Below are 24,052 nucleotides of genomic sequence, written 5' to 3' on the forward strand. Positions count from 1 at the left end.
CGATGGATCAGCTATGGTTACCGCACAGTGTACTGCTGTTGTAGGCGGCGACGAAATCGTCGAAGCTGCCCGTGTCGGTCTGCTCGATGATCGCCTGCTCGGCCAGCGACGCGGCGGCCTGCTCCAGGAAGACGGCTTCCTCGGCCGGCATCAGCGGGCTTTCGCGGAAGTACGCGGCATGCAGCTGGCTCTGGCGCAGGCCGAAGGCGGCGGCCGAACCGAGGGCGCGCACTTCGTCCAGCACGCGCGCCGACGGCGTCCTGGCCGGGTCGGCGATCTTGGCTTTCTGCTGTTCGAGCGAGGCTTCGTGCACGCCCGGCTCGTTGTGCTCGGCGTCGAGCAGGCGCGCCAGCGGGCGGATGCGCTCGACCAGTTCGTCGGCCCATTCCAGCAGCGGCACTTCCTCGCCGTCGCGGGTCAGCGTGAGGCCAGGCTTGCGCCCTTCCTTCACCGTGCGCGCGAAGTTGCGTGCGTGGACCTGGCCTTCGGCGGCGCTGATCAGCGGGCTCTCGTCGAGGGCGCAGAACAGCAAAAAGGCATCGAGGAAGCGGCCGGTCTCGAGGCTCACGCCGACCGGCTCGAACGGGTCGACATCCAGGCAGCGCACCTCGATGTACTGCACGCCGCGGTTGCACAGCGCCTGCACCGGACGTTCGCCGGTGCGGATCACGCGCTTTGGACGGATGGTCGAGTAGTACTCGTTTTCGATCTGCAGCACGTTGGTCGACAGCTGCACCCACTCGCCATCCTTTTTGGTGCCGATCGCCTCATAAGGCGCGTAGGGACGGTTGACGGCGTCCATCAGGCTCGTCACATAGCTTTCCAGGCTGTTTTCGTGCGGACGCAGGCCGGACTGGGCGTCGTTCTGGTAACCCAGGTCGCTCATGCGCAGGCTGGTGGCATACGGCAGATACAGGGTGTCCGGCGACAGTTCCTCCAGGCCGTGTTCGCGCCCGCGCAGGAAGCTCCTGGTCAGCGTCGGCGACGCGCCGAACAGGTACATCAGCAGCCAGCTGTAGCGGCGGAAGTTGCGGATGGTGGCGATGTAGCTTTCGGACTGGAAGTCGCGCAGGGCGTTGCGGCGCTCTTCCTGCACGCCTTCGGCGGCGCGCAGCACTTCCCACAGCTTTTCCGGCAGCGAGTAGTTGTAGTGGATGCCGGCGATGCACTGCATCGCTTTCCCGTAGCGCAGCGCCAGGCCGCGGCGGTACACGTGTTTCAGCATGCCGATGTTCGACTTGCCGTACCAGGCGATCTCGATATTCTCTTCGGACGGCAGTTCGCCCGGCATCGACTCGCTCCACAGCATCTCGTCGCCCAGCTTCGCATAGGCGAAGCGGTGGATGGCGTCGAGGCGGTGCAGGGCCAGGCCGATGTCGTGCTCGGCCGGCGTGATGAATTCGAGCAGGGCCTCGGCGTAGTCGGTGGTGATCTGCGAATGGGTCAGGGCCGAGCCGAGCTGGACCGGATGAGGCGTGCGCGCGAGCTGGCCCTGGCTGTCGATGCGCAGGGTTTCGCGTTCGATGCCGCGCAAGCCCTGGCCGAGCAGGCCGCGGTGCGCGTCGTCGTCCAGCAAGGCCAGGCGGCGGGTCAGTTGGTTCGACACAGTGTTTCCTTTCTAATACTGCCTAATCAATTGGTGCAGAGAGTAACCGAAAAACGGACTGCGCGTCGGCGGGCGCTGCATTTCTGAACGGCCAGTCGAATGACGCGTCTGACGGCTCAGCCGGCAGGCGGAGACGGTGCCGGCAGGCTGCCCGCGGGCGGCTTGCTCCGTGGCGTGGAAACCGGTGCGGGGTCGGGCCTGGAGACGGGCTTGGGAGCGGATTTGGGCGCGGCGTTGGGCGCCGATTTGGCGGGCGCTGGCGGGACGGACGCAGGCGCATCGGATGCCGGCGCTGCCCCTTGCGCAGGCGCCAGCGGGAAGGGACCCGGCCCCACGGGCGCCGGCGCCGCCGCCGCCGGCGCCTGGACCGACGGCGCCGGAAGCAGGATCGGTCCCGGCCCGGCCGGCGGCGGCGGCGCCAGCTGGGCCGCCAGCCATTTCTCCACGACGCGCTCGAGCAGCGGCAGCGGCAGCGAACCCTGGCCGAGCAGCGCATCGTGGAAGCGGCGCAGGTCGAAACGCGGTCCGAGCGCGGCCTGCGCCTTCTCGCGCAGGGCCGTGAAACGCAGCTGGCCGAGCTTGTAGCTCAGCGCCTGGGCCGGCTGGGCGATGTAGCGGTCGACCTCGACGGCGTTGTCGGCGGCGGCGTTCGCGGTGTTGGCATTCAGGTAGTCGAGCGCCTGCTGGCGCGTCCAGCCCTGGGCATGGATGCCGGTGTCGACCACCAGCCGCACGGCGCGGAACATCTCGTCGTTCAGGTAGCCGAAGCTGGAGAACGCATCCTTGAAAAAGCCGAGTTCCGGCCCGAGGCTCTCGGCATAGGTGGCCCAGCCTTCGCCGAAGGCATCGTCCCAGCGGTGGCGGCGGAAGGCCGGCAAGTCGGCCAGCGCCTGGGCGCGCGCCACCTGCAGGTGGTGGCCGGGCAGGGCTTCGTGCAGGGCGAGGGTCTCGACTTCCCACAGCGGCTGGCGGTCCAGGCGTGCCGTGTTCACCACCAGCGCCGCGCTGCGCTCCGGCGTGCCGGCTTCGTAGTAGGCCGCCACCTGGCCGGCGGCGCCTTCCGCGCCGAGCGGTTTCACGCCGATGCTCTCCTGCGGGAGGGTGCCGAACAGGTCGGGCAGGCGCGCTTCGGCACGGGCGATGGTGCGGCGGTAGCGCGCCAGCAGGCTGTCGGCGCTGGTCGGGAACAGGCGCTTGTCGCTGCGCGCAAAGGCCAGGAATTGCGGCAGCGTGCCGCGAAAGCCGGTGCGCTTGACGGCCTCGACCATGGCAAGACGGATGCGCGCGACTTCCTTCAGGCCCAGCGCGTGCACCTCGGCCGGCGTCAGTTCGGTGCCGCCCGACTGGCGCACCAGGAAGGCATAGTAGCCGGGGCCGCCCGGCAGGCTGCCGGCGGCCAGCGACTCGCGCGCGGCCGGCAGGTAGTCGTTGCGGATGAAGTCCTCCAGTTTGCGCAGGGCGGGGGCGGCGCTGTTGTCCAGGGCGGCGTTGCCGGCTGCGAGCAGTTGTTCCCGCATTTCGGGGGCGATGGTGGCGGGGATGCGGCGCAGCGGCGCAGACAGCGCGCCTTCATGCAAACCCTTGCGCATCGTGCGCAGCAGGTCGGGCAGGGCGCGCATGGCCGCTTTCGGCGCGGTCCAGCCGGTACGCATGCCTTCGCGCAGCTGCTCGACCAGGCCGTCGACGTGGGCCGGCAAGGCTTCCAGGCGGGCGATGTAGTTGCGGTAGTCTTCCTCGCTGGCGAAGGGCATCTGCGCGACCAGGCGCGGCAGGCGCACGTGCAGGCCATCCCAGGCCGTGATCGGCTGCGGATCGAAGGGGTGGAAAGCGAACAGGGCGAGCTGGCGCTCCTTGTCGAAGACGAAGAGGTCGAGCGACAGGCGTTCCTGCGCGTTCAGGGCGCTGCGGTCGAGGGCGCGGGCCTCGGCCAGGGCGCTACGGGCGTGGTCGAGGGCGGTCTTGCTCGCGGCCAGGGAGGTGTCCGAGAGGCGCGCGTTGTAGCGGGCGTCACCGACCGTGGTGGCGTATTCGGGGGCGTGTTCGAGCTGCCATTCCCAGTCGCGCTTGAAGAGGGCCCTGGCATCGTCCGGCGCACCGCGCGCCACGCTGTGGAAGAGCGTGGTGAACAGGACGAAAAGGATGAATAGGCGGCGCATGGGGGAGGTGTGGTGGGGGTGTGAGCATTGTAGCAACGCGGGGGAGAGGGAGGCGCGCGGTGGGATGCCTTCGGGACGCGTTGCGGTGTACTGCTGTCCTACAGCGTGGACTCGGGAGTCCACCCTACGAAACTTTGCGGCTCGCTACGGTTCTTGTGGTGGGTTCGAGAACCCACCCTACGCGGCTGTGGTTCTTGTGGTGGGTTCTCTACGTGCACGGGGTAGGGTGGGTTCTCGAACCCACCGGCCGTAGCGGATGTTCAGGCGCGCCGCCCGCCGCTGACGCGCTCGATACCGGCCAGGTCGCGCCAGCTCTGCGCTTCCAGATAGCCCGCTTCCGCCAACAATGCCCGCACCGCTTCGGCTTGATCGTAACCATGCTCCAGCAACAGCCAGCCGCCCGGCGCCAGGTGCGCAAGCGCGCCCGCGACGATCGTCCGCAAATCCGACAGGCCATCCGCATGATCGGTCAGCGCATCCACCGGCTCGAAGCGCAAATCGCCCTGCGCCAGATGCTCGTCGCCGGAAGCGATGTAGGGCGGATTCGACACCACCAGCTCGAAGGTGTCGCCTTCCAGCGCCGCGAACCAGTCGCTGCGCAGGAAGCGCACCCGCGCGCCGTTGGCGGCGGCATTCGCCCGCGCCACGGCCAGCGCTGCCTCGCTGACATCGAGCGCCGTCACCTGGGCGTCGGGCCGGGTGTGCGCCAGCGCCACCGCGATCGCGCCGCTGCCGGTGCCCATGTCGAGCATGCGCGCCTGCGCCGGCAGGCGTTCCAGCGCCAGTTCGACGATCAATTCGGTATCCGGACGCGGAATCAGCACGGCCGGGCTGACCTGGAACGGCAGCCCGAAGAACTCGCGCTGGCCGACGATATAGGCGATCGGCTCGCCGGCGATGCGCCGCCCGACCAGGCCGGACAGGCGCGCCGCTTCTTCTTGGGTCAGCTGGCGCTCGGACTGCGTGATCAGTCCCACGCGCGTGATGCCGAGCGCGTGGCAGAGCAGGATGCGGTTTTCCAGCGGCTCGAGCGGCAGGCCCGCCTGCAGCGACGCGATGCTGGCGCCGGCGGCAATCATCGGGCGCGCCGCACCAGCACCCAGACCAGGGTCAGGGTCAGCAGCACGAACCACACGGCCGACCACTGCGGGATCGACAGGCCGAAGATGCCGTCGGTGGCGTTCTCGCACAGGCCGTCGGCCTGGAACAGCCAGGGCAGCAGGGTCGCGGTCGGGATCTTGTTCAGCATGGTCTCCATCGGGTCGATGCCGCAGGAGAAGCCGGGATTCGCCAGCACATACAAATGCTTGCCGACCACGCCCAGCCCGCCCAGGGCCGCCAGCAGGGCCACGCCGGCACCAAGCTTGATCTTGCCGGCGAATGCGCCGATCAATGCGGCGATGCCGACCGCCAGGAACAGGTAGCGCTGGATCACGCACAGCGGGCAGGGCAGCATGTCGTGGGCGTGCTGCAAATAGAGGGCGACGCCGATCAGCGCGAAGCTGATCGCGGCAACGATCAGGAGGACGGTACGGGAAGCGGGCATGCGGTTCGGCTCTCGATGGTCAGGAACAGGAGGCGATTCTCGCACGAAGGCCAGGACCGCAGGGCTGTATTTTCACATTGGCAACTTAGTGCGAACTTAATCCGCCATTCAGTCGCCCAGGGCCGCCAGCTGCTCGGCCTGGTGCTCGGCCGCCAGCGCATTCGTCAATTCAAGCAGGTCCCCATCCATGATGAAGTCGAGCTTGTACAGCGTCAGGTTGATGCGGTGGTCGGTCAGGCGGCCCTGCGGGAAGTTGTAGGTGCGGATGCGTTCGCTGCGGTCGCCCGAGCCGATCAGGCTCTTGCGGGTAGCCGCTTCCTTCGACTGCTGCTCGCGCAGCTGCACGTCCTTGATGCGCGCGGCCAGCACCTTCATCGCCTGCGCCTTGTTCTTGTGCTGGCTGCGGTCGTCCTGGCACTCGACCACGATCCCGGTCGGCAGGTGGGTGATGCGCACCGCCGAATCGGTCTTGTTGATGTGCTGCCCGCCGGCGCCCGACGCCCGGTAGGTATCGATGCGCAGGTCGGCCGGGTTGATGTCCACGTCCTCGACCTCGTCGGCTTCCGGCATCACGGCCACGGTGCAGGCCGAGGTGTGGATGCGGCCCTGCGTTTCGGTGGCCGGCACGCGCTGCACGCGGTGGCCGCCGGATTCGAACTTCAGCTTCGAGTAGGCGCCGTTCCCGACCACGCGCACGATCACTTCGCGGTAGCCGCCGAGATCGGACGCCGATTCCGAGACCATCTCCACCTGCCAGCGGTTGCGTTCCGCAAAGCGCGTGTACATGCGCAGCAAATCGCCTGCGAACAGGGCCGATTCGTCGCCGCCGGTGCCGGCACGGATCTCGAGGAAGATGTTGCGCTCGTCGTTCTCGTCCTTCGGCAGCAGCATTTTCTGCAGGTCGAGGTCGAGTTCCGCCAGGCGCGATTTGGCCGCCTCGATTTCCTCTTGCGCGAAGTCCTTCATGTCGGGATCGGCCAGCATCTCCTGGGCGGCGGCGATGTCGCCATTCGCCTCGCCGTACTGCTTGTAGACGTCGACCAGCGGCGCCAGCTCGGCGCGCTCGCGCGTCATCTTGCGGTAGCTGTCCATGTTGGCGGTGGCGCCTTCGGACATCAGGAGTTCGTCGAGTTCGACCAGGCGGTTCGCCAGTTGGTCGAGCTTGGCCAGCATCGATGGTTTCATGGGCTTGAATGAAAAACGGTGAACGGGAGCGCGCGGCGGCGCCGGGATGCGCCCGCATGCGTCGGGCGCGAGGAGGCAGGCGCCGCTAACGGCGGCCGCGGAACAGCTGGGGCAGCAGGCTGGCCAGGCGCGCGCGTTCGTCGCCCTGGGCACGGTGCAGGGCCTGTTGCGGGCCGTGCAGGAATTTGGCGGCCAGGCCCTTCGACAGCGCTTCCAGCACGGCGTCGACGTCTTCGCCTTTCGCCAGCAGCTTGCGCGCGCGTTCGAGTTCGGCCAGGCGCAGGGCTTCGCTGGACTCGTGCAGTTCCTGGATCACCGGCACCATGGCGCGGTCGCCGATCCAGTGCATGAAGGATTCGACGCGGTGTTCGATGATGGCTTCGGCCTGGGCCACGGCGGCCTGGCGGCTTTCCATCCCGGTCTGCACCACTTGCGCCAGGTCGTCGACGGTGTACAGGAAGACGTCGTCGAGGCGGGCGACTTCGGGTTCGATGTCGCGCGGGACGGCCAGGTCGGCCATGAAGATGGGGCGGTGGCGGCGCGCCTTGATCGCGCGTTCGACCAGGCCCAGGCCCAGCAGCGGCAGGGTCGAGGCGGTGCAGGACACCACGATGTCGAAGCGGGGCAGCTGTTCGGGCAAGTCGGCCAGGCGGATCGCGCGGGCGTTCAGGCGCGTGGCCAGCGATTCGCCGCGTTCCATGGTGCGGTTGGCGATGGTGATCGACTTCGGATTCTGGGCCGCGAAGTGGGCCGCGCAGAGTTCGATCATTTCGCCGGCGCCGATGAACAGGACGTGCTGGTCGGCGATGCGGTCGAAGATACGCTGCGACAGGCGCACGCAGGCGGCGGCCATCGAGACGCTGTGGGCGCCGATCTCCGTGGTAGTGCGTACTTCCTTCGCCACCGCGAAGCTGCGCTGGAACAGCTGGTGCAAATAGGTGCCGAGACCGCCGGCTTCCTCGGCGGTGCGCACCGCATCCTTCATCTGGCCCAGGATCTGCGGCTCGCCCAGCACCATCGAATCGAGGCCGGAAGCAACGCGGAAGGCGTGGCGCACGGCTTCGTCCTGGGGCAGCATGTAGAGATGGGGGCGCAGCTCGGCGTAGTTCAGCGCGTGGTAATGCGCCAGGAACTGGGCCGAGGCATCGAGCGGATCGGGCAGGCCGCTGGCGGCGTACAGCTCGGTGCGGTTGCAGGTGGAAAGAATTGCGGCTTCGTCGCTGCCGCGGCGCTCGAGCTGGCCGAAGCGGCCGAACCACTCGCGCGCCGACTGCACCGCGCGGCCGAGCTGCTCCGGGCCGAGCGCGAGCTGTTCGCGTAGCGCGACCGGTGCAGTCGTGTGATTCAGGCCAACGGCGAGCAGTTGCATTTCAAGAAAAAGCGGTCGGAAGGGATGGGGAGATTATACCCTTATGGGCGAAGGGTTTCACGGAACCCCAAGATCGTTGGCAATGCTTCAATCGGGGAGCCCGGGTTCATTGTTAACGATTCAACGTACGGTGGGCACTCCGTGCCCACGCGGAACGATGAACATTGTTGGCAGTGTTATGTCGTACAAGACGGTCCAAGCCAACGTATCCAAATGATCATCTGGAAGCGCTTCCTTTGATCTGCTATCGCGTCATTTGCGAACGCCAACACGACATCAGCTTCCGCGTGGGCACGGAGTGCCCACCGTACGGTTCACGCTGCTTTACGCCCCAAGCTTTTCGAGGCGGTAGCCATAGCTGTACACCGGCACCAGCCGGAAGCCGTTCTCCGGACGCAGCGCCAGCTTGTTGCGCACGCGCGAGACATGGGTGTCCATGGTGCGCGACGGCACTGCGGTTTCGCGCACCCATACCGACTCGTGGATATAAGCGCGCGACAGCGGGCGGCCGATATTCCGGAAGAACAGCAGGGCCAGGTAAAACTCTTTCTGGGTGACGTCGATGACGCTGCCGTCCTTCAACAGGCGGCCTGGGCGGGTTTCAAACACGTAAGGGCCGAACTGCAATTGCTCGGTGCCGGTCTGGGCCGGATAGGCGCGGCGCAGCAGGGCGGACACGCGCGCCACCAGTTCGCCGCGGCGCAGCGGTTTGACCACGTAGTCGTCGGCACCGGCATCCATGCCGGCCACGATGTCGTCTTCGGCGCTGCTGCCGACCAGGAACATGGCCGGCGCGTCGGGCACCATCTTTTCCTTGGCGCGGCGCAGGATGTCGGCCGCTTCGCCGTCGCCGGCCGGCCAATCCATGATCAGCAGATCGGTGCTGTCCTTGCGCATCTGGCTCAGCATTTCCTTGCCGCCGTCGAAGGACTGGCAGCTGTGTCCGGCGGAGCTGAGCACCTGGCAAATCAGGTCGGCTTGGCTACGGTCATTGTCAAGGACAGCTATTTTCATGGCGGCACACTGTTGTCTAAATAACATGTAGGAGCAATCCTACATCGTTAAACCGACTATAGCAGACTTTGACAAAATAATGCTAACGGTTAACTTCCAATTTTTTGCCGAAAGGTCCTGTTGAGCCGCGAACCGGTTTGCCTTTCACTCGTTCTTCCCTCTGTGGATGCTCAATTTCGACAGATTTTGCGGTGGCGCGGAAAAGCCACAACATGCGGCAGAAACACAACATATCAGCCAAAAAAGGCCGGGATTTGACAATTCCCTTCCGAATCGCTCGACAATTCAGCAAACGAGGGATGGATGCAGCCGAACTTGCAAAGCCCGTAAAAACGACATGTGTGAAATGCGCAGATTGCGCAAAAAAGAAGCGCACGCCAGATTGTATGTACGCGATTTGCGACTATTGGTAGCAAATGGCAGGCGGGGCATGCTGTGCGGGGCGTCGCGGACGAGGCGGCAAGCGGCGGGATAGGATGGGCGGGTGCCCGGGATGCAGGAGCGGGCAGCCCGTCCGGCTGGCGGACGGGCTGTGCGGGGGAGAATCAGGCGTCCGGCAGCACCACGTTCACGTCGAGCACTTCCAGGTTGCCCTGGCGGTCGAGCGAAATCTTGATGTCGTCGGCATTCACCTTGGTGTACTTCGAAATGACTTCGATCAGCTCGCGGTGCAGGGCCGGCAGGAAGTCCGGGCCGGTGCGGTTGGTGCGTTCGCGGGCGATGATGATTTGCAGCCGTTCCTTGGCCGCGTTCGCGCTCTTCTTCTTTTCGGGGAACAGGAATGAGAGCAATGCCATGTCACTTGGTCCCAAAGATGCGTTGCAGCAGGCCCGGCTTTTCGTAGGTCGTGAAGCGCAGCGGACGTTCTTCGCCCAGGAAGCGCGCCACCACGTCCTCGTAGGCTTCGGCCACGTCGGTGCCCTTGAAGTGGATCGCCGGGTTGCCCTGGTTCGAGGCGTGCAGCACCGATTCCGATTCCGGAATGATGCCGATCAGCGGAATGCGCAGGATTTCCTGCACGTCCTGGTAGGACAGCATTTCGTCGTTCTCGACGCGCTTCGGCGAATAGCGGGTGATGAGCAGGTGTTCCTTGACCGGCTCGCCGCCGGTCTGGGCGCGGCGCGACTTGGCTTGCAGGATGCCGAGGATGCGGTCGGAATCGCGCACCGAGGACACTTCCGGATTGGTCACGATCAGCGCTTCGTCGGCAAAGGTCAGCGCCATCAGGGCGCCGTGCTCGATGCCGGCCGGCGAATCGCAGATGATGAACTCGAAGTCCATCTTGATCAGTTCGTTCAGCACGCGCTCGACGCCGTCTTCCGACAGCGCGTCCTTGTCGCGCGTCTGCGAGGCCGGCAGGATGAACAGGTTGTCGCAGTGCTTGTCCTTGATCAGCGCCTGGTTCAGGGTCGCTTCGCCATTGATCACGTTCACCAGGTCGTACACGACGCGGCGCTCGCACCCCATGATCAGGTCGAGGTTACGCAGGCCGACGTCGAAGTCCAGCACCGCGGTCTTGTGGCCGCGCAGGGCCAGGCCGGTCGAAAAGCTTGCGCTCGAGGTGGTCTTGCCCACGCCGCCCTTGCCGGACGTCACAACAATAATTCTTGCCACAAAAATGTCCTTTACAGTAACTGGTCAGTGCTGCTGGTCTGGCTGATCAGGCGCGGGCCGGAGCCGGCGTCAGCGATGATATATCGATCCGGTCGCCGACCAGGCGGATTTGGGCCGGCTGGCGCGCCAGCTCGGCCGGGAAACCTTCGTCGAACGTGCGGTAGACGCCGGCGATCGACACCAGCTCGGGCTGCAGCGACAGGCCGAAGATGCGCGAGTCGGCATTTCCCGAGGCGCCGGCCAGGGCGCGCCCGTGCATCGGCGCGTACACGTGGATACTGCCGTCGGCAATGATCTCGGCGCCATTGTTGACCACCGCGGTGATGATCAGGTCGCAGCCGCGCGCGTACACGCGCTGGCCGGCGCGCACCGGGGTGTCGACGATCAGGGCCGGGATCGGCGCGGCCGGCGCTGGGGCCGGGATGGGGGCCGGAGCGGGCGCAGGTGCGGGCGCGGGCGCCGCTGCGATCGTCACGGCCGTCGCCGCGGTGGCCGCCGCCACGTCTTCGCGGGCGCGGTCGGCGCCGGCGCCGTCGTCGAGGGAAAGGCCGAGCGCCTTGACCGCCTCGGCCATGTCCGGCGTGGCGCCGCGCACGGCTACCGCGTTCAGACGGTATTTCTTGAGCAGGTCGACCAGCGCGCGCCAGTCGATGTAGGCCGTCTCGGCGGCAATCGCGCCGACGTCGATGACCGCGAATTCATCTTCGAAGAAGTCCGACACGCCGCCGGTCATCTGCTTCAGGGCCGCATCGATCGCGATCGGATCGGACGAATGCAGGATGGCCGAGATTGCGACAACCGTCGAGATCTTGATTTCGATGGGCAGGCTGGACGGGCTTTTCGACATAAACAATTCTGGTTGGCTATAGCCCGTGCATTCTACTGTGAAATTTGCTGAAAAGGACAGCATTTCACCCATCATTCCTATAGGCAATTCAGGATGCTTTCGTGTTCCGGATTTTGCCAGCCGTAATGTGGAAAATACCTAGCGTCGCCCCTCTGGCAATACAGGTTGTTTTCCGTGGATAAGCTGATAAGATTGATTTAGATCAAACGAAAACGCAGCCCTGAAAATTAACATGCGGAGCTTGCGCCGGGTCCAACCCGTGGCAACGCCGAGGCGCGGCCCGCCGTTTGCGGTTGTGTTCGCCATCGGCTGTACTCGCCGTATGCCCGCATCGCCGCCCACCCACACTGGCCCAGCCAGATACCGGAGACAAGCATGGAAGACGTCGTCATCGTAGCAGCCGGCCGTACACCGGTCGGCAAATTCGGCGGCTCGCTCGCCAAGATTCCCGCCGCCGAGCTCGGCGCCCACGTGATCCGCCAGCTGCTGGCAAAAACCGGCATCGATCCGGCCAGCGTCAGCGAAGTCATCATGGGGCAAGTGCTCACCGCCGGTGTCGGCCAGAACCCGGCGCGCCAGGCCGCGCTGAAAGGCGGCTTGCCCGACATGGTGCCCGCCTACACCATCAACAAGGTCTGCGGCAGCGGCCTGAAGGCCACCCATCTCGCCACCCAGGCGATCCGCTGCGGCGACGCGCAGATCATCATTGCCGGCGGCCAGGAAAACATGAGCGCCTCGCCGCACGTGCTGCCGAACTCGCGCGACGGCTTCCGCATGGGCGACACCAAGCTGGTCGACACCATGATCGTCGACGGCCTGTGGGACGTCTACAACCAGTACCACATGGGCGTGACCGCCGAGAACGTCGCGCGCAAGTACGACATCTCGCGCGCCGAACAGGACGAATTCGCGCTGCAGTCGCAGTTGAAGGCCGAGGCCGCCGTCAAGGAAGGCCGCTTCAAGGACGAGATCATCCCGGTGGAGATCCCGTCGAAGAAGGGCGCCGTCGTGTTCGACACCGACGAATACCCGAAACACGGCAGCACCCTGGAAGCCCTGTCCAGCCTGCGCCCGGCGTTCAACAAGGAAGGCTCGGTCACGGCCGGCAATGCTTCCGGCATCAACGACGGCGCCGCCGCCGTCATCATGATGAGCGCGTCGAAAGCGCGCGAACTCGGCCTGACCCCGCTGGCGCGCATCAAGGCGTATTCGTCGGCCGGCCTCGACCCGAGCATCATGGGCATGGGCCCGGTGTCGGCCTCGCGCCTGTGCCTGCAAAAGGCCGGCTGGACCCACGAAGACGTGGACCTGATGGAAATCAACGAGGCATTCGCCGCGCAGGCGATCGCCGTCAACAAGGAAATGGGCTGGGACACGTCGAAGATCAACGTCAACGGCGGCGCCATCGCCCTGGGCCACCCGATCGGGGCCTCGGGTGCGCGCGTGCTGGTGACCTTGCTCCACGAAATGGCGCGCCGCGACGCCAAGCGTGGCCTGGCCAGCCTGTGCATTGGTGGGGGGATGGGCGTCGCGCTGGCGGTCGAGCGCGACTAATTGGCTTGGCTTGAGTTGGCTGGACTTGGCTTGACTGCAGCAGGAAGTTCCAAAAAAGCGACGGACAAAAACTAGGAGAAGACAAATGGCTAGAGTGGCATTAGTAACCGGCGGCATGGGCGGCCTGGGCGAAGCAATCTGCATCAAGCTGGCCGCACTGGGATATACGGTGGTCACCACGCACTCGCCGGGCAGCACCAAGGCCGAGGGCTGGCTGGCTGGCATGCGCGAGCAGGGCTACAACTTCAAGGCCTATGCCTGCGATGTGGCCGACTACGAGTCGGCCGCGGCCTGCGTGAAACAGATCGAGCAGGAAGTCGGCCCGGTCGACGTGCTGGTCAACAATGCCGGCATCACGCGCGACATGACCTTCAAGAAAATGGACAAGGTGAACTGGGACATGGTCATGAAGACCAACCTGGATTCCGTGTTCAACATGACCAAGCCGGTCTGCGACGGCATGGTCGAGCGTGGCTGGGGCCGCATCATCAACATCTCGTCGGTGAACGGCCAGAAGGGCGCCTTCGGCCAGACCAACTACTCGGCCGCGAAAGCCGGCATGCACGGCTTCACCAAGGCGCTGGCGCTGGAAGTGGCGCGCAAGGGCGTGACCGTGAACACCATCTCGCCGGGCTACATCGGCACCAAGATGGTGATGGACATCCCGAGCGACGTGCTGGAAACCAAGATCGTTCCGCAGATTCCGATGGGCCGCCTGGGCAAACCGGAAGAAGTGGCCGGCTTGGTGGCTTACCTGTCGTCGGATGAAGCGGCATTCGTCACCGGCGCGAATATCGCGATCAACGGCGGGCAGCACATGTCTTGATCGGCGATTCGCTTGCCACCGAAAGCACCGTTGCGGCCCCGGCCGGGCGGTGCTTTTTCGTTTTCCGCCCCATTCGACAAGGAATGCCCATGCTTGAACTGCGACCCAGCTGCGAACACTGCAACAAGGCCTTGCCGCCGGCATCGCCGGAAGCGCGCATCTGCAGCTATGAGTGCACCTTCTGTGCCTCTTGTGTCGATGCCGTGCTCGGGAATGTCTGCCCGAACTGCGGCGGCGGTTTCGAGCCGCGGCCGGTCCGGCCGGCGCGCAACTGGAAGGACGGGAATTACCTGGATAACGATCCCGCTTCCACGACGCCCCGGCACCGGCCGGTCGATCCGGAGATGCATGCGCACTTCGCGGCCGGGATACGGGGCGTTGCGCCGGAAGAGCGCTAGTCAGCATACCCAGATTGGGAATGATCGTACCCGGATTGGGAACGATTCCGGGAGCGTGAGCCTTGCCGTGCATCGCCAAGAGCGCGGCCAATCCGCCGCATTGCTTGTATCCTGCACCTGACCCCACTTCCAGTGCGCACCATGGAACCCAGCGACACCGCTTCCGTCATCGTTCTTCCCAAACAACTGCGCTATGAGCACTTCGTGCGGCGCGTGGCCGCCACCGGCGAGGTCTGGGGCCTGTACCAGGATGGCTGGGCGATCGGCAAGACCGACGATGGGGCGCTGGTGTTTCCGATGTGGCCGACGGCCGAGCTGGCGCAGCAGTGCGCTGTGCTCGAATGGACGGGCTACGAACCGCATGCCTTCGCATTGACCGAACTGCTCGGCGAATTGCTGCCGCAGCTGGAAGACGATGGCGTGCTGCCGGGTATTACCTACACACCGGACGAATACGGCCTGACGCCGTCCCACGATCAATTGCGCGCCGACCTGGAATGGCGCCTGCGCCAGCACCGCGAACAGGCGGAACCCAACCCAGCCGAATAAGACGACACCATGCACACGCTCCCGTACGATGGCCTGGCCCTGGCCAGCCTGGATGAACAATTGTTGAGGCCGGGTAACAAAGGTTTGTCGATCGTCGAGCCTTTGCGCCAGGGCGCCATCGGCGTGCAGGGCTGGAACGTGCTGCATGCCGACACCAGCTTCCCGGTCGCCGTGCTGAAAACGGCGGCACTCAAACACAACCTGGAGTGGATGCACGCGTTTTGCGAGCGCCACGACGTGCTGCTGGCGCCGCACGGCAAGACCACGATGAGCCCGCAGCTGTTCGGCGCCCAGCTTGCGAATGGCGCCTGGGGCATCACCCTGGCCAGCGCCAGCCAGGTGCAGGTCGCGCATCGTTTCGGTGTGCGCCGCGTCCTGCTGGCGAACCAGTTGATCGCACCCGCCGACATCAAGGCCGTCCTGGCGCTGCTGCGCGGCGACCCGGATTTCGCCTGCGTGGTGCTGGCCGATTCGCTGGCCGGCGTCGCACGGCTGGGGCAGGCGGTCGCAGCCCATCCCTTGCAGCGGCCGTTGCCGGTGCTGGTCGAGCTGGGCCTGCCCGGCAAGCGCGCCGGCTGCCGCACGCCCGAGGAAGCACTGACGGTGGCGCGCGCCATCGCCGGCGCACCGGGCTTGCTGCTGGCCGGCTTCGAGGGCTACGAAGGCTTGCTGGTGAGCGACGACCGCGCCGCAGACCTGCGCGCCGTCGACGCCTTCCTGAAACAACTGGTGGCGCTGGCGCAAAGCGCCGACGACGAAGGCCTGTTCACGGGCACGGAGATCCTGCTGTCGGCCGGCGGCTCGTCCTACTTCGACCTGGTGGCGCGCGGTTTCGCTAAAGTCGGCAGCCTGTCGAAGCCGGTGAAAGCGATCCTGCGCAGCGGCTGCTACCTGACGAGCGACCACGGCCTGTATCAACGCCATGTCCGCGAACTGGACGCACGCGAGGACGAAGGGGAGGGGCTGCGTCCGGCGCTGGAAGTCTGGTCGATGGTGCAGTCGCGCCCGGAGACTAACCTGGCCATCCTCACCATGGGCAAGCGCGACGCGTCGCACGACGCCGGCCTGCCCGTGCCCTTGGCCTGGCACCGTCCGGGGCCGGGCGTGCCGAACGCGCTGCCCGAGGGTGCCGCCATCGTCAAGATGAACGACCAGCACGCCTATCTGCGCCTGCCCAACGACCACCCGCTGTGCCGCGAGCTGGCCGTGGGCGACCTGGTCGGCTGCGGCATTTCGCATCCGTGCACGACCTTCGACAAGTGGCCGCTGCTGCTGACGGTGGACGACGACTACGCCGTGCGCGGCGCCATCAACACCTTCTTCTGAAAGCGGGGGACGGTAGGCTACAATTCTTGCTCGACCTTCAAGAGAGCCGCCATGCCCACCACCCCGTCGTCGCTGTTTCCCCCGATTCAACCACTGCGCCAAGGCATGCTCGCGGTCGACGAGTTGCACACGATTTATTGGGAAGAGGTGGGCAACCCGAACGGCATCCCGGTGCTGTTCCTGCACGGCGGCCCCGGCGCCGGCCTCTCTCCCCAGCACCGCCGCTTCTTCGATCCGCAAGCCTACCGCGTGATCCTGTTCGACCAGCGCGGCGCCGGCAAATCGACGCCGCTGGGCGAATGGCGCAACAACACCACCCAACTGCTGATCGAGGACATCGAACGCCTGCGCGTGATGTTCGGCATCTCGCAGTGGCTGGTGTTCGGCGGTTCCTGGGGGTCGACGCTGGCGCTGGCCTATGGCCAGGCGCACCCGGAACGCTGCCTCGGTTTCGTCCTGCGCGGGATCTTCCTGTGCACGCAGGCCGAAGTCGACTGGTTCCTGCACGGCGTGCAGTGGTTCTACCCCGAGCTGTACGAGGAATTCATCGAACCGATCCCGCAACACGAGCGCGGCGAACTGCTGCAGGCCTACGCGCGCCGGCTGCTTTGCGACGACCCGGCCGTGTTCTGGCCGGCGGCGCGCGCCTGGAGCCGCTTCGAGGGCCGCCGCGTGTTCCTGCTGCCGCAGGAAGAAGAGCAGCCGTCCGACACGCTCGACCTGGGCGTCGGCCGCCTGGAGGCGCACTACATGGCGAACGGCGCCTTCCTGTCGGAAGACCAGCTGGTGCGCAACATCGGCCGCATCGCCCATTTGCCCGCCGTGATCGTGCAGGGCCGCTACGACGTGATCTGCCCGCCGCTGTCGGCGCACCGCCTGCACGGGGCCTGGCCGGGCGCGAAGATGCGCATGATCCCCGACGCCGGCCACGGCGCCCTGGAGACGGGCATCGCGCGCGCCCTGGTCGGGGCCACCGAACAGTTCAAGCGCAACCGGCGTTTCGATTGAAGATTGCCCTCGTGCGCGCCTGCTACACTACGCCTGACACACTCACAACGCCAAGAAACGTGTTCCCATGAATATCCAGATTAGCGACATCGGCCACATGATCCAGCTGGCGATCGCGCCCGTGTTCCTGCTGACCGGCGTGGCGACCAAGCTGACCGTGCTGACCAACCGCCTGGCGCGCATCATCGACCGCACGCGCGTGCTGGAAGACCGCCTGCACATCGCCGCCAACGACGAGTACACCGAGGAACTCGAAGTGCTGTACCAGCGCTCGCACCTGATCAACTACGCCATCACATCCAGCACCGGCTGCGGCTTCCTGATTTGCCTGGTAATCGCCATGCTGTTCCTGGGCGACTCCACCAACATCAAGCTCGACAAGTACATCGCCGCCTCCTTCGTGCTGGCGATGTTCGGCCTGATCTTCAGCTTCGTCTTTTTCCTGCGCGAGATCTTCATCTCCTCGCGCTTCATGCGCATGCGCCACGACGCCAGCCTGGCGCCGGTGCGGCGCTCCTAACCAAAGAATCGAGTACCACATGCAAGACTACCAGCGCCCACCCACCCTGCACAGCTATGGCATGCGCAGCGACCTCGAGCAGGCGCTCACTGCCGGCAAATTCACGCTGGTGCCCTCCGGCGGTTTCCTCACCCTCTCGTTCTCGCGCGCCTGGAGCAAGTCGCTGTTCGAGATCCTGTCGCCGGCCGACTGCTGCCTGGTGATCCACAACACCGAGGAATTCGGCGAACGCCTGCACCGCGCCGTGCAGCGCGTGCTGCCCAACTGGGCCGGCATCGATGGCGCCATCGAATACGGTGCGCGCTCGCCGCTGGGCGCCGCGTTTACCAAGAACGCGGGCCAGGCGCGCGAACAGGAATGGCAGTTCGCGTGGCGTTCGATGTCGCCGAATGCCAGCTTGAATCCGGTGGTGGTGCGCATCGGCAGTATCGAGCAGTTTGCCGAGTTGCGGGCGCCGGAGAGCCATTTGGTGTAATGAGGTGTAGGGTGGGTTCTCGAACCCACCACGACAACGCCCGCACATCGACACGCGTTTAGAACCCCCGCTCCACAGTTTCACGGTCTAATGCCGTGATGACCAATACCGCCTACCCCCACCTGCTGCAGCCCCTCGACCTCGGCTTCACCACGCTGAAGAACCGCGTGATCATGGGCTCGATGCACACCGGCCTCGAAGACCGCTTCTACAACTACGGCAAGCTGGCCGCCTTCTACCGCGAGCGCGCAGCCGGCGGCGTCGGGCTGATCGTCACCGGCGGCATTTCGCCGAACCGGCAAGGCTGGCTGCTGCCGATGGGCGGCACCCTTAACTTCCTCGGCGACGTGCCGAACCACCGCCGCGTGACGCGCGCCGTGCACGAGGAGGGCGGCAAGATCCTGCTGCAGATCCTGCACGCCGGCCGCTACGGCTACCAGCCCTTCGTGGTGTCGGCGTCAAGCAAGAAGTCGCCGATCTCCCCCTTCAAGCCGCGCGCCCTGAGCGAACGCGGCATCGAGTCCACCATCCGCGCCTATGCGCGCTGCGCGAAGCTGGCCAAGCAGGCCGGCTACGACGGCGTCGAGGTGATGGGCAGCGAGGGGTACCTGCTGAACCAGTTCCTGTGCGCGCGCGTAAACAAGCGCACCGATGGCTGGGGCGGCCCGATCGAGAACCGCATGCGCCTGGCGCTGGAAGTGGTGCGCCGCATCCGCCAGGCCGTCGGGCCAGAGTTCATCATCATGTACCGCCACTCGGTGCTCGACCTGGTCGAAGGCGGGAATACCTGGGACGAAGTCGTGACCGTGGCGCGCGCACTGGAAGCGGCCGGCGTCACCATCCTGAACACCGGCTACGGCTGGCACGAGGCGCGCGTGCCGACCATCGTCACCTCGGTGCCGCGCGCGGCATTCGCCAGCGTGGCCGGGCGCCTGCGCGAGGAAGTGGGCATTCCGGTGGTGGCCTCGAACCGCATCAACATGCCGCATGAAGCGAATGAACTGATCGCGCGCGGCGACGCCGACATGGTGTCGATGGCGCGGCCCTTCCTGGCCGATGCCGCTTTTGTCGCCAAGGCCGCCAGCGGCCGCGTCGACGAGATCAACACCTGCATCGGCTGCAACCAGGCCTGCCTCGACCACACCTTCGCCAACAAGCGCGCCAGCTGCCTGGTCAACCCGCGCGCCTGCCACGAGACCGAACTGGTGTACGCCAGGACCACCAGGCCGCGCCGCATCGCCGTGGTCGGCGCCGGCCCGGCCGGGCTGTCGGCGGCCACCGTCGCGGCCGAGCGCGGCCACGCGGTCACGCTGTTCGACGCGTCCAGCAGCATCGGCGGCCAGTTCAAGGTCGCCATGCAGGTCCCGGGCAAGGAAGAATTCGCCGAGACCATCCGCTACTTCGGCCGCAGGCTGGCGACCACCGGCGTCGACGTCCGGCTGAACCGCCGCGTCACGCGCGAGGAGCTGCTGGCGGGCGGCTTCGACGAGGTGATCGTCGCCACCGGCGTACGCATGCGCAAGCCCGCGATCCCCGGCATCGACCACCCGAAGGTGCTGTCCTATCTCGAGGTCCTGCGCGACAAGGCACAAGTGGGCAAGCGCGTGGCTATCATCGGCGCTGGCGGCATCGGTTTCGACACCGGTGAGTTCCTGCTGCACGATCCGAGCCACCCGCTGCCGCAGCCGGTGGCCACCTGGACCGGCGAGTGGGGCGTCGATTTACAGGTCGGCACGCCGGGCGGCCTGGTGCAACCCGTGCCGGCCCATCCCTACCGCCAGCTCTGGCTCCTGCAGCGCAAGACCACGCGTCCCGGCGCGGGACTCGGCAAGACCTCGGGCTGGGTGCACCGCGCGGCCCTGCAGCGCGGCGGCGTGACCATGCTGGCCGGCGTGCAGTACGACCGCATCGACGACGCCGGCCTGCACATCACGGTCGGAGGCGAGCAGAAGCTGCTGGAAGTGGACAACGTGGTGATCTGCGCCGGGCAGGAAAGCCTGGACGAGCTGACCGCGCCGGGTGCGGGCGGCGGCCCGGCTTTCCACAAGATCGGCGGCGCCGTGCTGGCCTCGGAGCTGGATGCGAAACGCGCGATCCGCGAGGGAGCCGAGCTGGCGGCGCGGCTGTAACGAATCTTGGCGGCGGGGCGCTGGCGCCGCCCCATCCTGTGCTTCAGTAACTCACGCGCAGGTAGACCCCGCGGTGGTACTCGTTGATGTAGCGGAGCAGGAAGTACTGGAAGTACAGGATCGAGAAGATTTCCATGGTCTCTTCCGCGGTCACCATCAGCATGAAGGCAATGTCGCGCACGCCGTGAGTCAGCAGGACGTGCTTGCCCTCCATGGTCTCGAAGCCGATCGCGGCGAACACGAAGGCGGCGCCGGCCAGGCCGAAGTTGAGCATGTAGACCTTCTTCAGGCGCAGCAGGAAGGGCAGCATGTAGAACGCCAGCGCGATCACGATGAAGGCCACCGGCACCGTCCACGCCACCGACAGCAGCGGCACGGTTTCGAAGTGGGCGCCCGCCAATGCCTTGACCACCTTGCTGAGGATCTGGCGCAGGTCGGCGAATTCGTCGACCGACATGAACAGGAAGCCGGCCGCCAATACGCGCCAGGCCATCACGTCCCGGTGGCCCGCTTCGCGCGCCAGGCGCGCAATCATGAACAGCAGGCCTGACGTGAGTAGCAGGTTCAGGGACGAGGCATAGGTTGGAACATTGCCTTCCTCGTAGAAGTCGAACAGGGGCACTAGGCCGAACGCGATGTCGTTGCCGGCGTAGTACTTCAGCGCCATGGCCATGCAGTGCGCCAGCACCAACAGGCAACCCACCCCCAGCAGCTTGCGATGGACACCGTACAAGTCGGACGGGCCGACCACGAGTTGACGCACGTCCGCACGCAATACCGGTATATCGCTGATCTCTGCCATGATGAACCCCTTGCAAAAAATATAATTCTTATGTTGATTGATCATAGCAGAAACTATATAAATTGTTATAACTTTTGATGCGGCAATGCAGCAGTTGTTGCGCCGGCGTGACAGCAAAAAAAAGGACCGCCAAAGCGGTCCTGCAGTCCGGCCGGGAGCCTGGAGAGCGCTTACTTCTTGCGTACCACCACGCAGCCGATCGAATAACCGGCGCCAAACGAGCAGATGACGCCGTTCGCGCCCTGCGGCAGGTCGTCCTGGTACTTATGGAAGGCGATGATCGAGCCGGCCGACGAGGTGTTGGCGTAGCTGTCGAGGATCACCGGCGCTTCGCCCGGTTCGGCGTCGCGGCCCAGCAGGGTGCGCGTGATCAGCAGGTTCATGTTCAGGTTCGCCTGGTGCAGCCAGTAGCGCGACACCTGCGGGATCTCCAGGCCGGCCGCTTCCACGGTCTCGCGGATCATCTCGGCGGCCATCGGGCAGACCTCCTTGAACACCTTGCGGCCCTGCTGGCGGAACAGCTTGTCCGAGGCGCCCACGCCGGATTCGTCGAAGCGGTTCATGAAGCCGAAGTTGTTGCGGATGTTGTTCGAGAACTTGGTCTTCAGTTTCGAGTCGAGGATCTCGAACTGGTGCTCGCCGACGGCGGTGTCGGCCGCCTCGATGATCATCGCGGTGCAGGCGTCGCCGAAGATGAAGTGGCTGTCGCGGTCGCGGAAGTTCAGGTGGCCGCTGGTGATTTCTGGGTTCAGCACCAGCACGGCGCGCGCCTGGCCGGTCTGCACGGCCGCCATCGCGGTCTGGATGCCGAAGGTGGCCGAGGAGCAGGCCACGTTCATGTCGAAGCCATAGCCTTCGATGCCCAGCGCTTCCTGGACTTCGACCGCCATCGCCGGGTAAGCGCGCTGCATGTTCGAGGCGGCGACCAGCACCATGTCGATGTCGCCCGCCACGCGGCCGGCGCGCGCCAGCGCATCCTTGGCGGCGGCGACGCACATTTCCGCCTGCAGCGAGATCTCGTCGTCGCCGCGTTCGGCGATGCGCGAGGTCATGTGCTTCGGATCGAGGATGCCTTCCTTTTCCATCACGTAGCGCGACTTGATGCCGGAGGCTTTTTCGATGAAGCCGCTGCTCGACGGCTCGAGCGCGGTGACTTCGCCGGCGGCGATGGCGGCGGCATGTTCGGTGTTGTGCAGCTCGACGTAGGCATTGAACGCCGTCACCAGCTCGTCGTTCGAGATGGAATACGGAGGCGTAAACAGGCCGGTGCCGCTGATGACGACAGATTTCATGTTCGGACTTTCAAAGGAGATAAGGGGTGTTTCCCCAAGACTGACGGCGATTCTACACAATCGGGGAGGGCGTGGGAATTGTCGGGGTGACTATTTTGTAGGCAGATTATTCGGATTGAATCGCCGGTTTTTGCCAAGTCGATAACACGCCGCGTGTCGATGTGGCGTCCCGTAGGGTGGGCACGCCGTGCCCACGCGAAATGATGCGCTATGTTGGCTGGATTTTGATGTTTCGACACGCTATCAAATAGTGTGTCTGGAAGCAGGTCACGCGGCTCAGAGCGGAGCCAACACAGTGCCGGCTTCCGCGTGGGCACAGCGTACCCACCGTACGGTCAGCGCCGCGTTACGTAAAATAGCCGGGTCAGTTCTTCACAGCCCCCGCCAGCTTCGCCCCTTCCTGCCGCGTCGACAACTGCATCGTCTCGCCCTTCAGGTGCTTCACCGCCTGCGCCAGCTGGAAATCGCTGGCGCTGCCGTAGGCCAGGGGCTTACGCTGGCGCAGCTTGGCCAACAGCGCCATCTGCTCCTCGATGTCGTCCTCGCGCGTGGCTTCCTCGGCGTCGCCGCTCAGGTGGTGCTCGAGGTCGGCCTCGCGCATGCGCAGGGCGTTCAGGCCGTCGTCCTCGGCGGTTTCGTCGACCGCGAAGTCGGGCACGATGCCGCGCGCCTGGATCGATCGCCCGGCCGGGGTGTAGTAGCGCGCGGTGGTCAACTTCACGGCGGCGTCGGTGCCGATCGGGCGGATGGTCTGCACCGAGCCCTTGCCGAAGGTCCGGGTGCCGACGATGCTGGCGCGCTTGTGGTCCTGCAGCGCGCCGGCCACGATCTCCGAGGCCGAGGCCGAACCGGTGTTCACCAGCACCACCAGCGGCACGGTCTTGAAGACGTCCGGCACATTCGCCAGCGGATCGCGGCCGCTGCGCAGCATGTAGTACTCGGGCTGGCCGAAGAAGCGCTGGCGCGATTCGGCCAGCTGGCCATTCGTCGAGACGATTTCCACGCCCTTCGGCAAAAAGGCCGCGGCCACGCCGATCGCGCCCTGCAGCAGGCCGCCCGGGTCGTTGCGCAGATCGAGCACCAGGCCTTTCAGCTGCGGCTCCTGGCGCGCCAGGTCGGCCAGCCTGGCCGCCATGTCGTCGACGGTCGGTTCCTGGAATTGCGAGATGCGCATCCAGGCGTAGCCCGGTTCGACGATCTTCGCCTTGACGCTTTTCTGCACGATTTCCTGGCGCTCGACGGTCAGCACCAGCGGCTGCGGCGCGCTGGCGCGTGCGATGGTGAGCGTGACGCGGGTGCCGGGCGTGCCGCGCATGCGCTTGACCGCTTCTTCCAGGCCCAGGCCACGGACGTCGGCGCCGTCGATGCGCGTGATCAGGTCGCCGGCCTGGATGCCGGCGCGTTCGGCCGGCGAATCCTCCATCGGCACGACGATTTCCACGTAGCCCTCGTCGCTCTGGCTGATCTCGATACCCAGGCCGACGAAGCGGCCCTCGGTGCCTTCGCGCAGTTCGCGGTAGGCGGCCGGGTCGAGGTAGCCGGAGTGCGGGTCGAGCGAGCCGACCATGCCGTTGATGGCCTCGGTCAGCAGCTTGTCGCCCTTCACCGGCTCGACGTAGTCGGACTGGATGACCTCGGCCGCCTGCGACAGCTGGCGCAGGCCGTCGAGCGGCATGCTGGGCTCGACCGGCTTGTAGGCCAGCGCGGAAAACTGCATCGTGACCGCGACGCCGGCAACGACGCCGACGGCCAGCAAGCCGGTGTTCTTCAGAGTGGAACGCATAAATATGATCGATCGCGGCGGCGCGCAGCCGCCCTGGCACGCATGAGATAGCG

General features: G+C 65.9%; 22 protein-coding genes. 9 read left to right on the forward strand and 13 right to left on the reverse strand.

Features of this window, described 5'->3' with window-relative positions:
- Positions 1-7 precede the first annotated feature (7 nt).
- The 10 genes from gshA to minC form a co-directional block, all read right to left on the reverse strand.
- The gene (gene gshA / locus QPK31_RS01780) at positions 8-1,606 is read right to left on the reverse strand and encodes a glutamate--cysteine ligase (protein ID WP_290421222.1); all 1,599 of its coding nucleotides are present in this window, start codon (positions 1,604-1,606) and stop codon (positions 8-10) included.
- 116 nt (positions 1,607-1,722) lie between these two features.
- Positions 1,723-3,762: a DUF885 family protein gene (locus QPK31_RS01785; protein ID WP_290421223.1), complete on the reverse strand. Its 2,040-nt coding sequence runs from the start codon at positions 3,760-3,762 to the stop codon at positions 1,723-1,725.
- 260 nt (positions 3,763-4,022) lie between these two features.
- Entirely contained in the window at positions 4,023-4,841 is an 819-nt protein-coding gene (gene prmC, locus QPK31_RS01790) for a peptide chain release factor N(5)-glutamine methyltransferase (RefSeq protein WP_290421224.1), read from the reverse strand.
- Positions 4,838-5,308 (reverse strand): disulfide bond formation protein B, encoded by a 471-nt coding sequence (locus tag QPK31_RS01795; protein ID WP_290421225.1) that lies wholly within the window; start codon positions 5,306-5,308, stop codon positions 4,838-4,840. Before QPK31_RS01795 ends, prmC begins: the two co-directional genes overlap by 4 nt.
- A gap of 108 nt (positions 5,309-5,416) precedes the next feature.
- The gene (gene prfA, locus QPK31_RS01800; protein ID WP_290421226.1) at positions 5,417-6,493 is read right to left on the reverse strand and encodes a peptide chain release factor 1; all 1,077 of its coding nucleotides are present in this window, start codon (positions 6,491-6,493) and stop codon (positions 5,417-5,419) included.
- An 85-nt stretch (positions 6,494-6,578) separates the two neighbouring features.
- Positions 6,579-7,862, reverse strand: a complete 1,284-nt coding sequence (gene hemA, locus QPK31_RS01805; RefSeq protein ID WP_290421227.1) for a glutamyl-tRNA reductase — start codon at positions 7,860-7,862, stop codon at positions 6,579-6,581.
- Between the two features lie 324 nt (positions 7,863-8,186).
- On the reverse strand, positions 8,187-8,876 hold the full coding sequence (locus QPK31_RS01810) for a response regulator transcription factor (RefSeq protein ID WP_290421228.1): 690 nt from the start codon (positions 8,874-8,876) through the stop codon (positions 8,187-8,189).
- A gap of 545 nt (positions 8,877-9,421) precedes the next feature.
- The gene (gene minE / locus QPK31_RS01815) at positions 9,422-9,673 is read right to left on the reverse strand and encodes a cell division topological specificity factor MinE (RefSeq protein ID WP_056340553.1); all 252 of its coding nucleotides are present in this window, start codon (positions 9,671-9,673) and stop codon (positions 9,422-9,424) included.
- A 1-nt stretch (position 9,674) separates the two neighbouring features.
- A complete protein-coding gene (gene minD, locus QPK31_RS01820; protein WP_290421229.1) occupies positions 9,675-10,490 on the reverse strand; it encodes a septum site-determining protein MinD in 816 nt (271 codons plus the stop codon).
- Positions 10,491-10,536: 46 nt separating this feature from the next.
- Complete coding sequence (gene minC, locus QPK31_RS01825) at positions 10,537-11,337, reverse strand: septum site-determining protein MinC (protein ID WP_290421230.1); 801 nt, start codon at positions 11,335-11,337, stop codon at positions 10,537-10,539.
- A gap of 375 nt (positions 11,338-11,712) precedes the next feature.
- Between minC and QPK31_RS01830 the strand changes: the two genes are divergently transcribed.
- The 9 genes from QPK31_RS01830 to QPK31_RS01870 all read left to right on the forward strand — a co-directional run bounded on the left by QPK31_RS01830 (position 11,713) and on the right by QPK31_RS01870 (position 20,122).
- Positions 11,713-12,891, forward strand: coding sequence for an acetyl-CoA C-acetyltransferase (locus QPK31_RS01830; RefSeq protein WP_290421231.1), 1,179 nt, complete (start codon positions 11,713-11,715; stop codon positions 12,889-12,891).
- 85 nt (positions 12,892-12,976) lie between these two features.
- Entirely contained in the window at positions 12,977-13,717 is a 741-nt protein-coding gene (gene phbB, locus QPK31_RS01835; protein WP_290421232.1) for an acetoacetyl-CoA reductase, read from the forward strand.
- Between the two features lie 89 nt (positions 13,718-13,806).
- Positions 13,807-14,115 carry a DUF1272 domain-containing protein gene (locus tag QPK31_RS01840; RefSeq protein ID WP_290421233.1) on the forward strand — a complete coding sequence of 103 codons (309 nt, stop codon included), beginning with the start codon at positions 13,807-13,809 and terminating at the stop codon, positions 14,113-14,115.
- A gap of 141 nt (positions 14,116-14,256) precedes the next feature.
- The gene (locus QPK31_RS01845) at positions 14,257-14,664 is read left to right on the forward strand and encodes a DUF2750 domain-containing protein (protein ID WP_290421234.1); all 408 of its coding nucleotides are present in this window, start codon (positions 14,257-14,259) and stop codon (positions 14,662-14,664) included.
- A 9-nt stretch (positions 14,665-14,673) separates the two neighbouring features.
- Positions 14,674-15,990, forward strand: coding sequence for an amino acid deaminase (locus QPK31_RS01850; protein ID WP_290421235.1), 1,317 nt, complete (start codon positions 14,674-14,676; stop codon positions 15,988-15,990).
- 51 nt (positions 15,991-16,041) lie between these two features.
- Positions 16,042-16,998 (forward strand): prolyl aminopeptidase, encoded by a 957-nt coding sequence (gene pip / locus QPK31_RS01855; protein ID WP_290421236.1) that lies wholly within the window; start codon positions 16,042-16,044, stop codon positions 16,996-16,998.
- A 67-nt stretch (positions 16,999-17,065) separates the two neighbouring features.
- Positions 17,066-17,518 (forward strand): DUF2721 domain-containing protein, encoded by a 453-nt coding sequence (locus tag QPK31_RS01860; RefSeq protein ID WP_290421237.1) that lies wholly within the window; start codon positions 17,066-17,068, stop codon positions 17,516-17,518.
- A 19-nt stretch (positions 17,519-17,537) separates the two neighbouring features.
- A complete protein-coding gene (locus QPK31_RS01865) occupies positions 17,538-17,993 on the forward strand; it encodes a hypothetical protein (protein ID WP_290421238.1) in 456 nt (151 codons plus the stop codon).
- Positions 17,994-18,091: 98 nt separating this feature from the next.
- The gene (locus QPK31_RS01870) at positions 18,092-20,122 is read left to right on the forward strand and encodes an FAD-dependent oxidoreductase (protein WP_290421239.1); all 2,031 of its coding nucleotides are present in this window, start codon (positions 18,092-18,094) and stop codon (positions 20,120-20,122) included.
- A gap of 43 nt (positions 20,123-20,165) precedes the next feature.
- On the opposite strand, the gene QPK31_RS01875 is transcribed toward QPK31_RS01870, so the two are convergent.
- The 3 genes from QPK31_RS01875 to QPK31_RS01885 form a co-directional block, all read right to left on the reverse strand.
- Positions 20,166-20,924 carry a hypothetical protein gene (locus QPK31_RS01875; RefSeq protein WP_290421240.1) on the reverse strand — a complete coding sequence of 253 codons (759 nt, stop codon included), beginning with the start codon at positions 20,922-20,924 and terminating at the stop codon, positions 20,166-20,168.
- Positions 20,925-21,094: 170 nt separating this feature from the next.
- A complete protein-coding gene (locus QPK31_RS01880; RefSeq protein ID WP_290421241.1) occupies positions 21,095-22,216 on the reverse strand; it encodes a beta-ketoacyl-ACP synthase III in 1,122 nt (373 codons plus the stop codon).
- Positions 22,217-22,580: 364 nt separating this feature from the next.
- Positions 22,581-23,999, reverse strand: a complete 1,419-nt coding sequence (locus tag QPK31_RS01885; protein WP_290421242.1) for a S41 family peptidase — start codon at positions 23,997-23,999, stop codon at positions 22,581-22,583.
- Between the last annotated feature and the right edge of the window lie 53 nt (positions 24,000-24,052).

This window comes from Massilia sp. YIM B02769 (genome assembly GCF_030411995.1).
Taxonomy (GTDB): Bacteria; Pseudomonadota; Gammaproteobacteria; order Burkholderiales; family Burkholderiaceae_D; genus Telluria.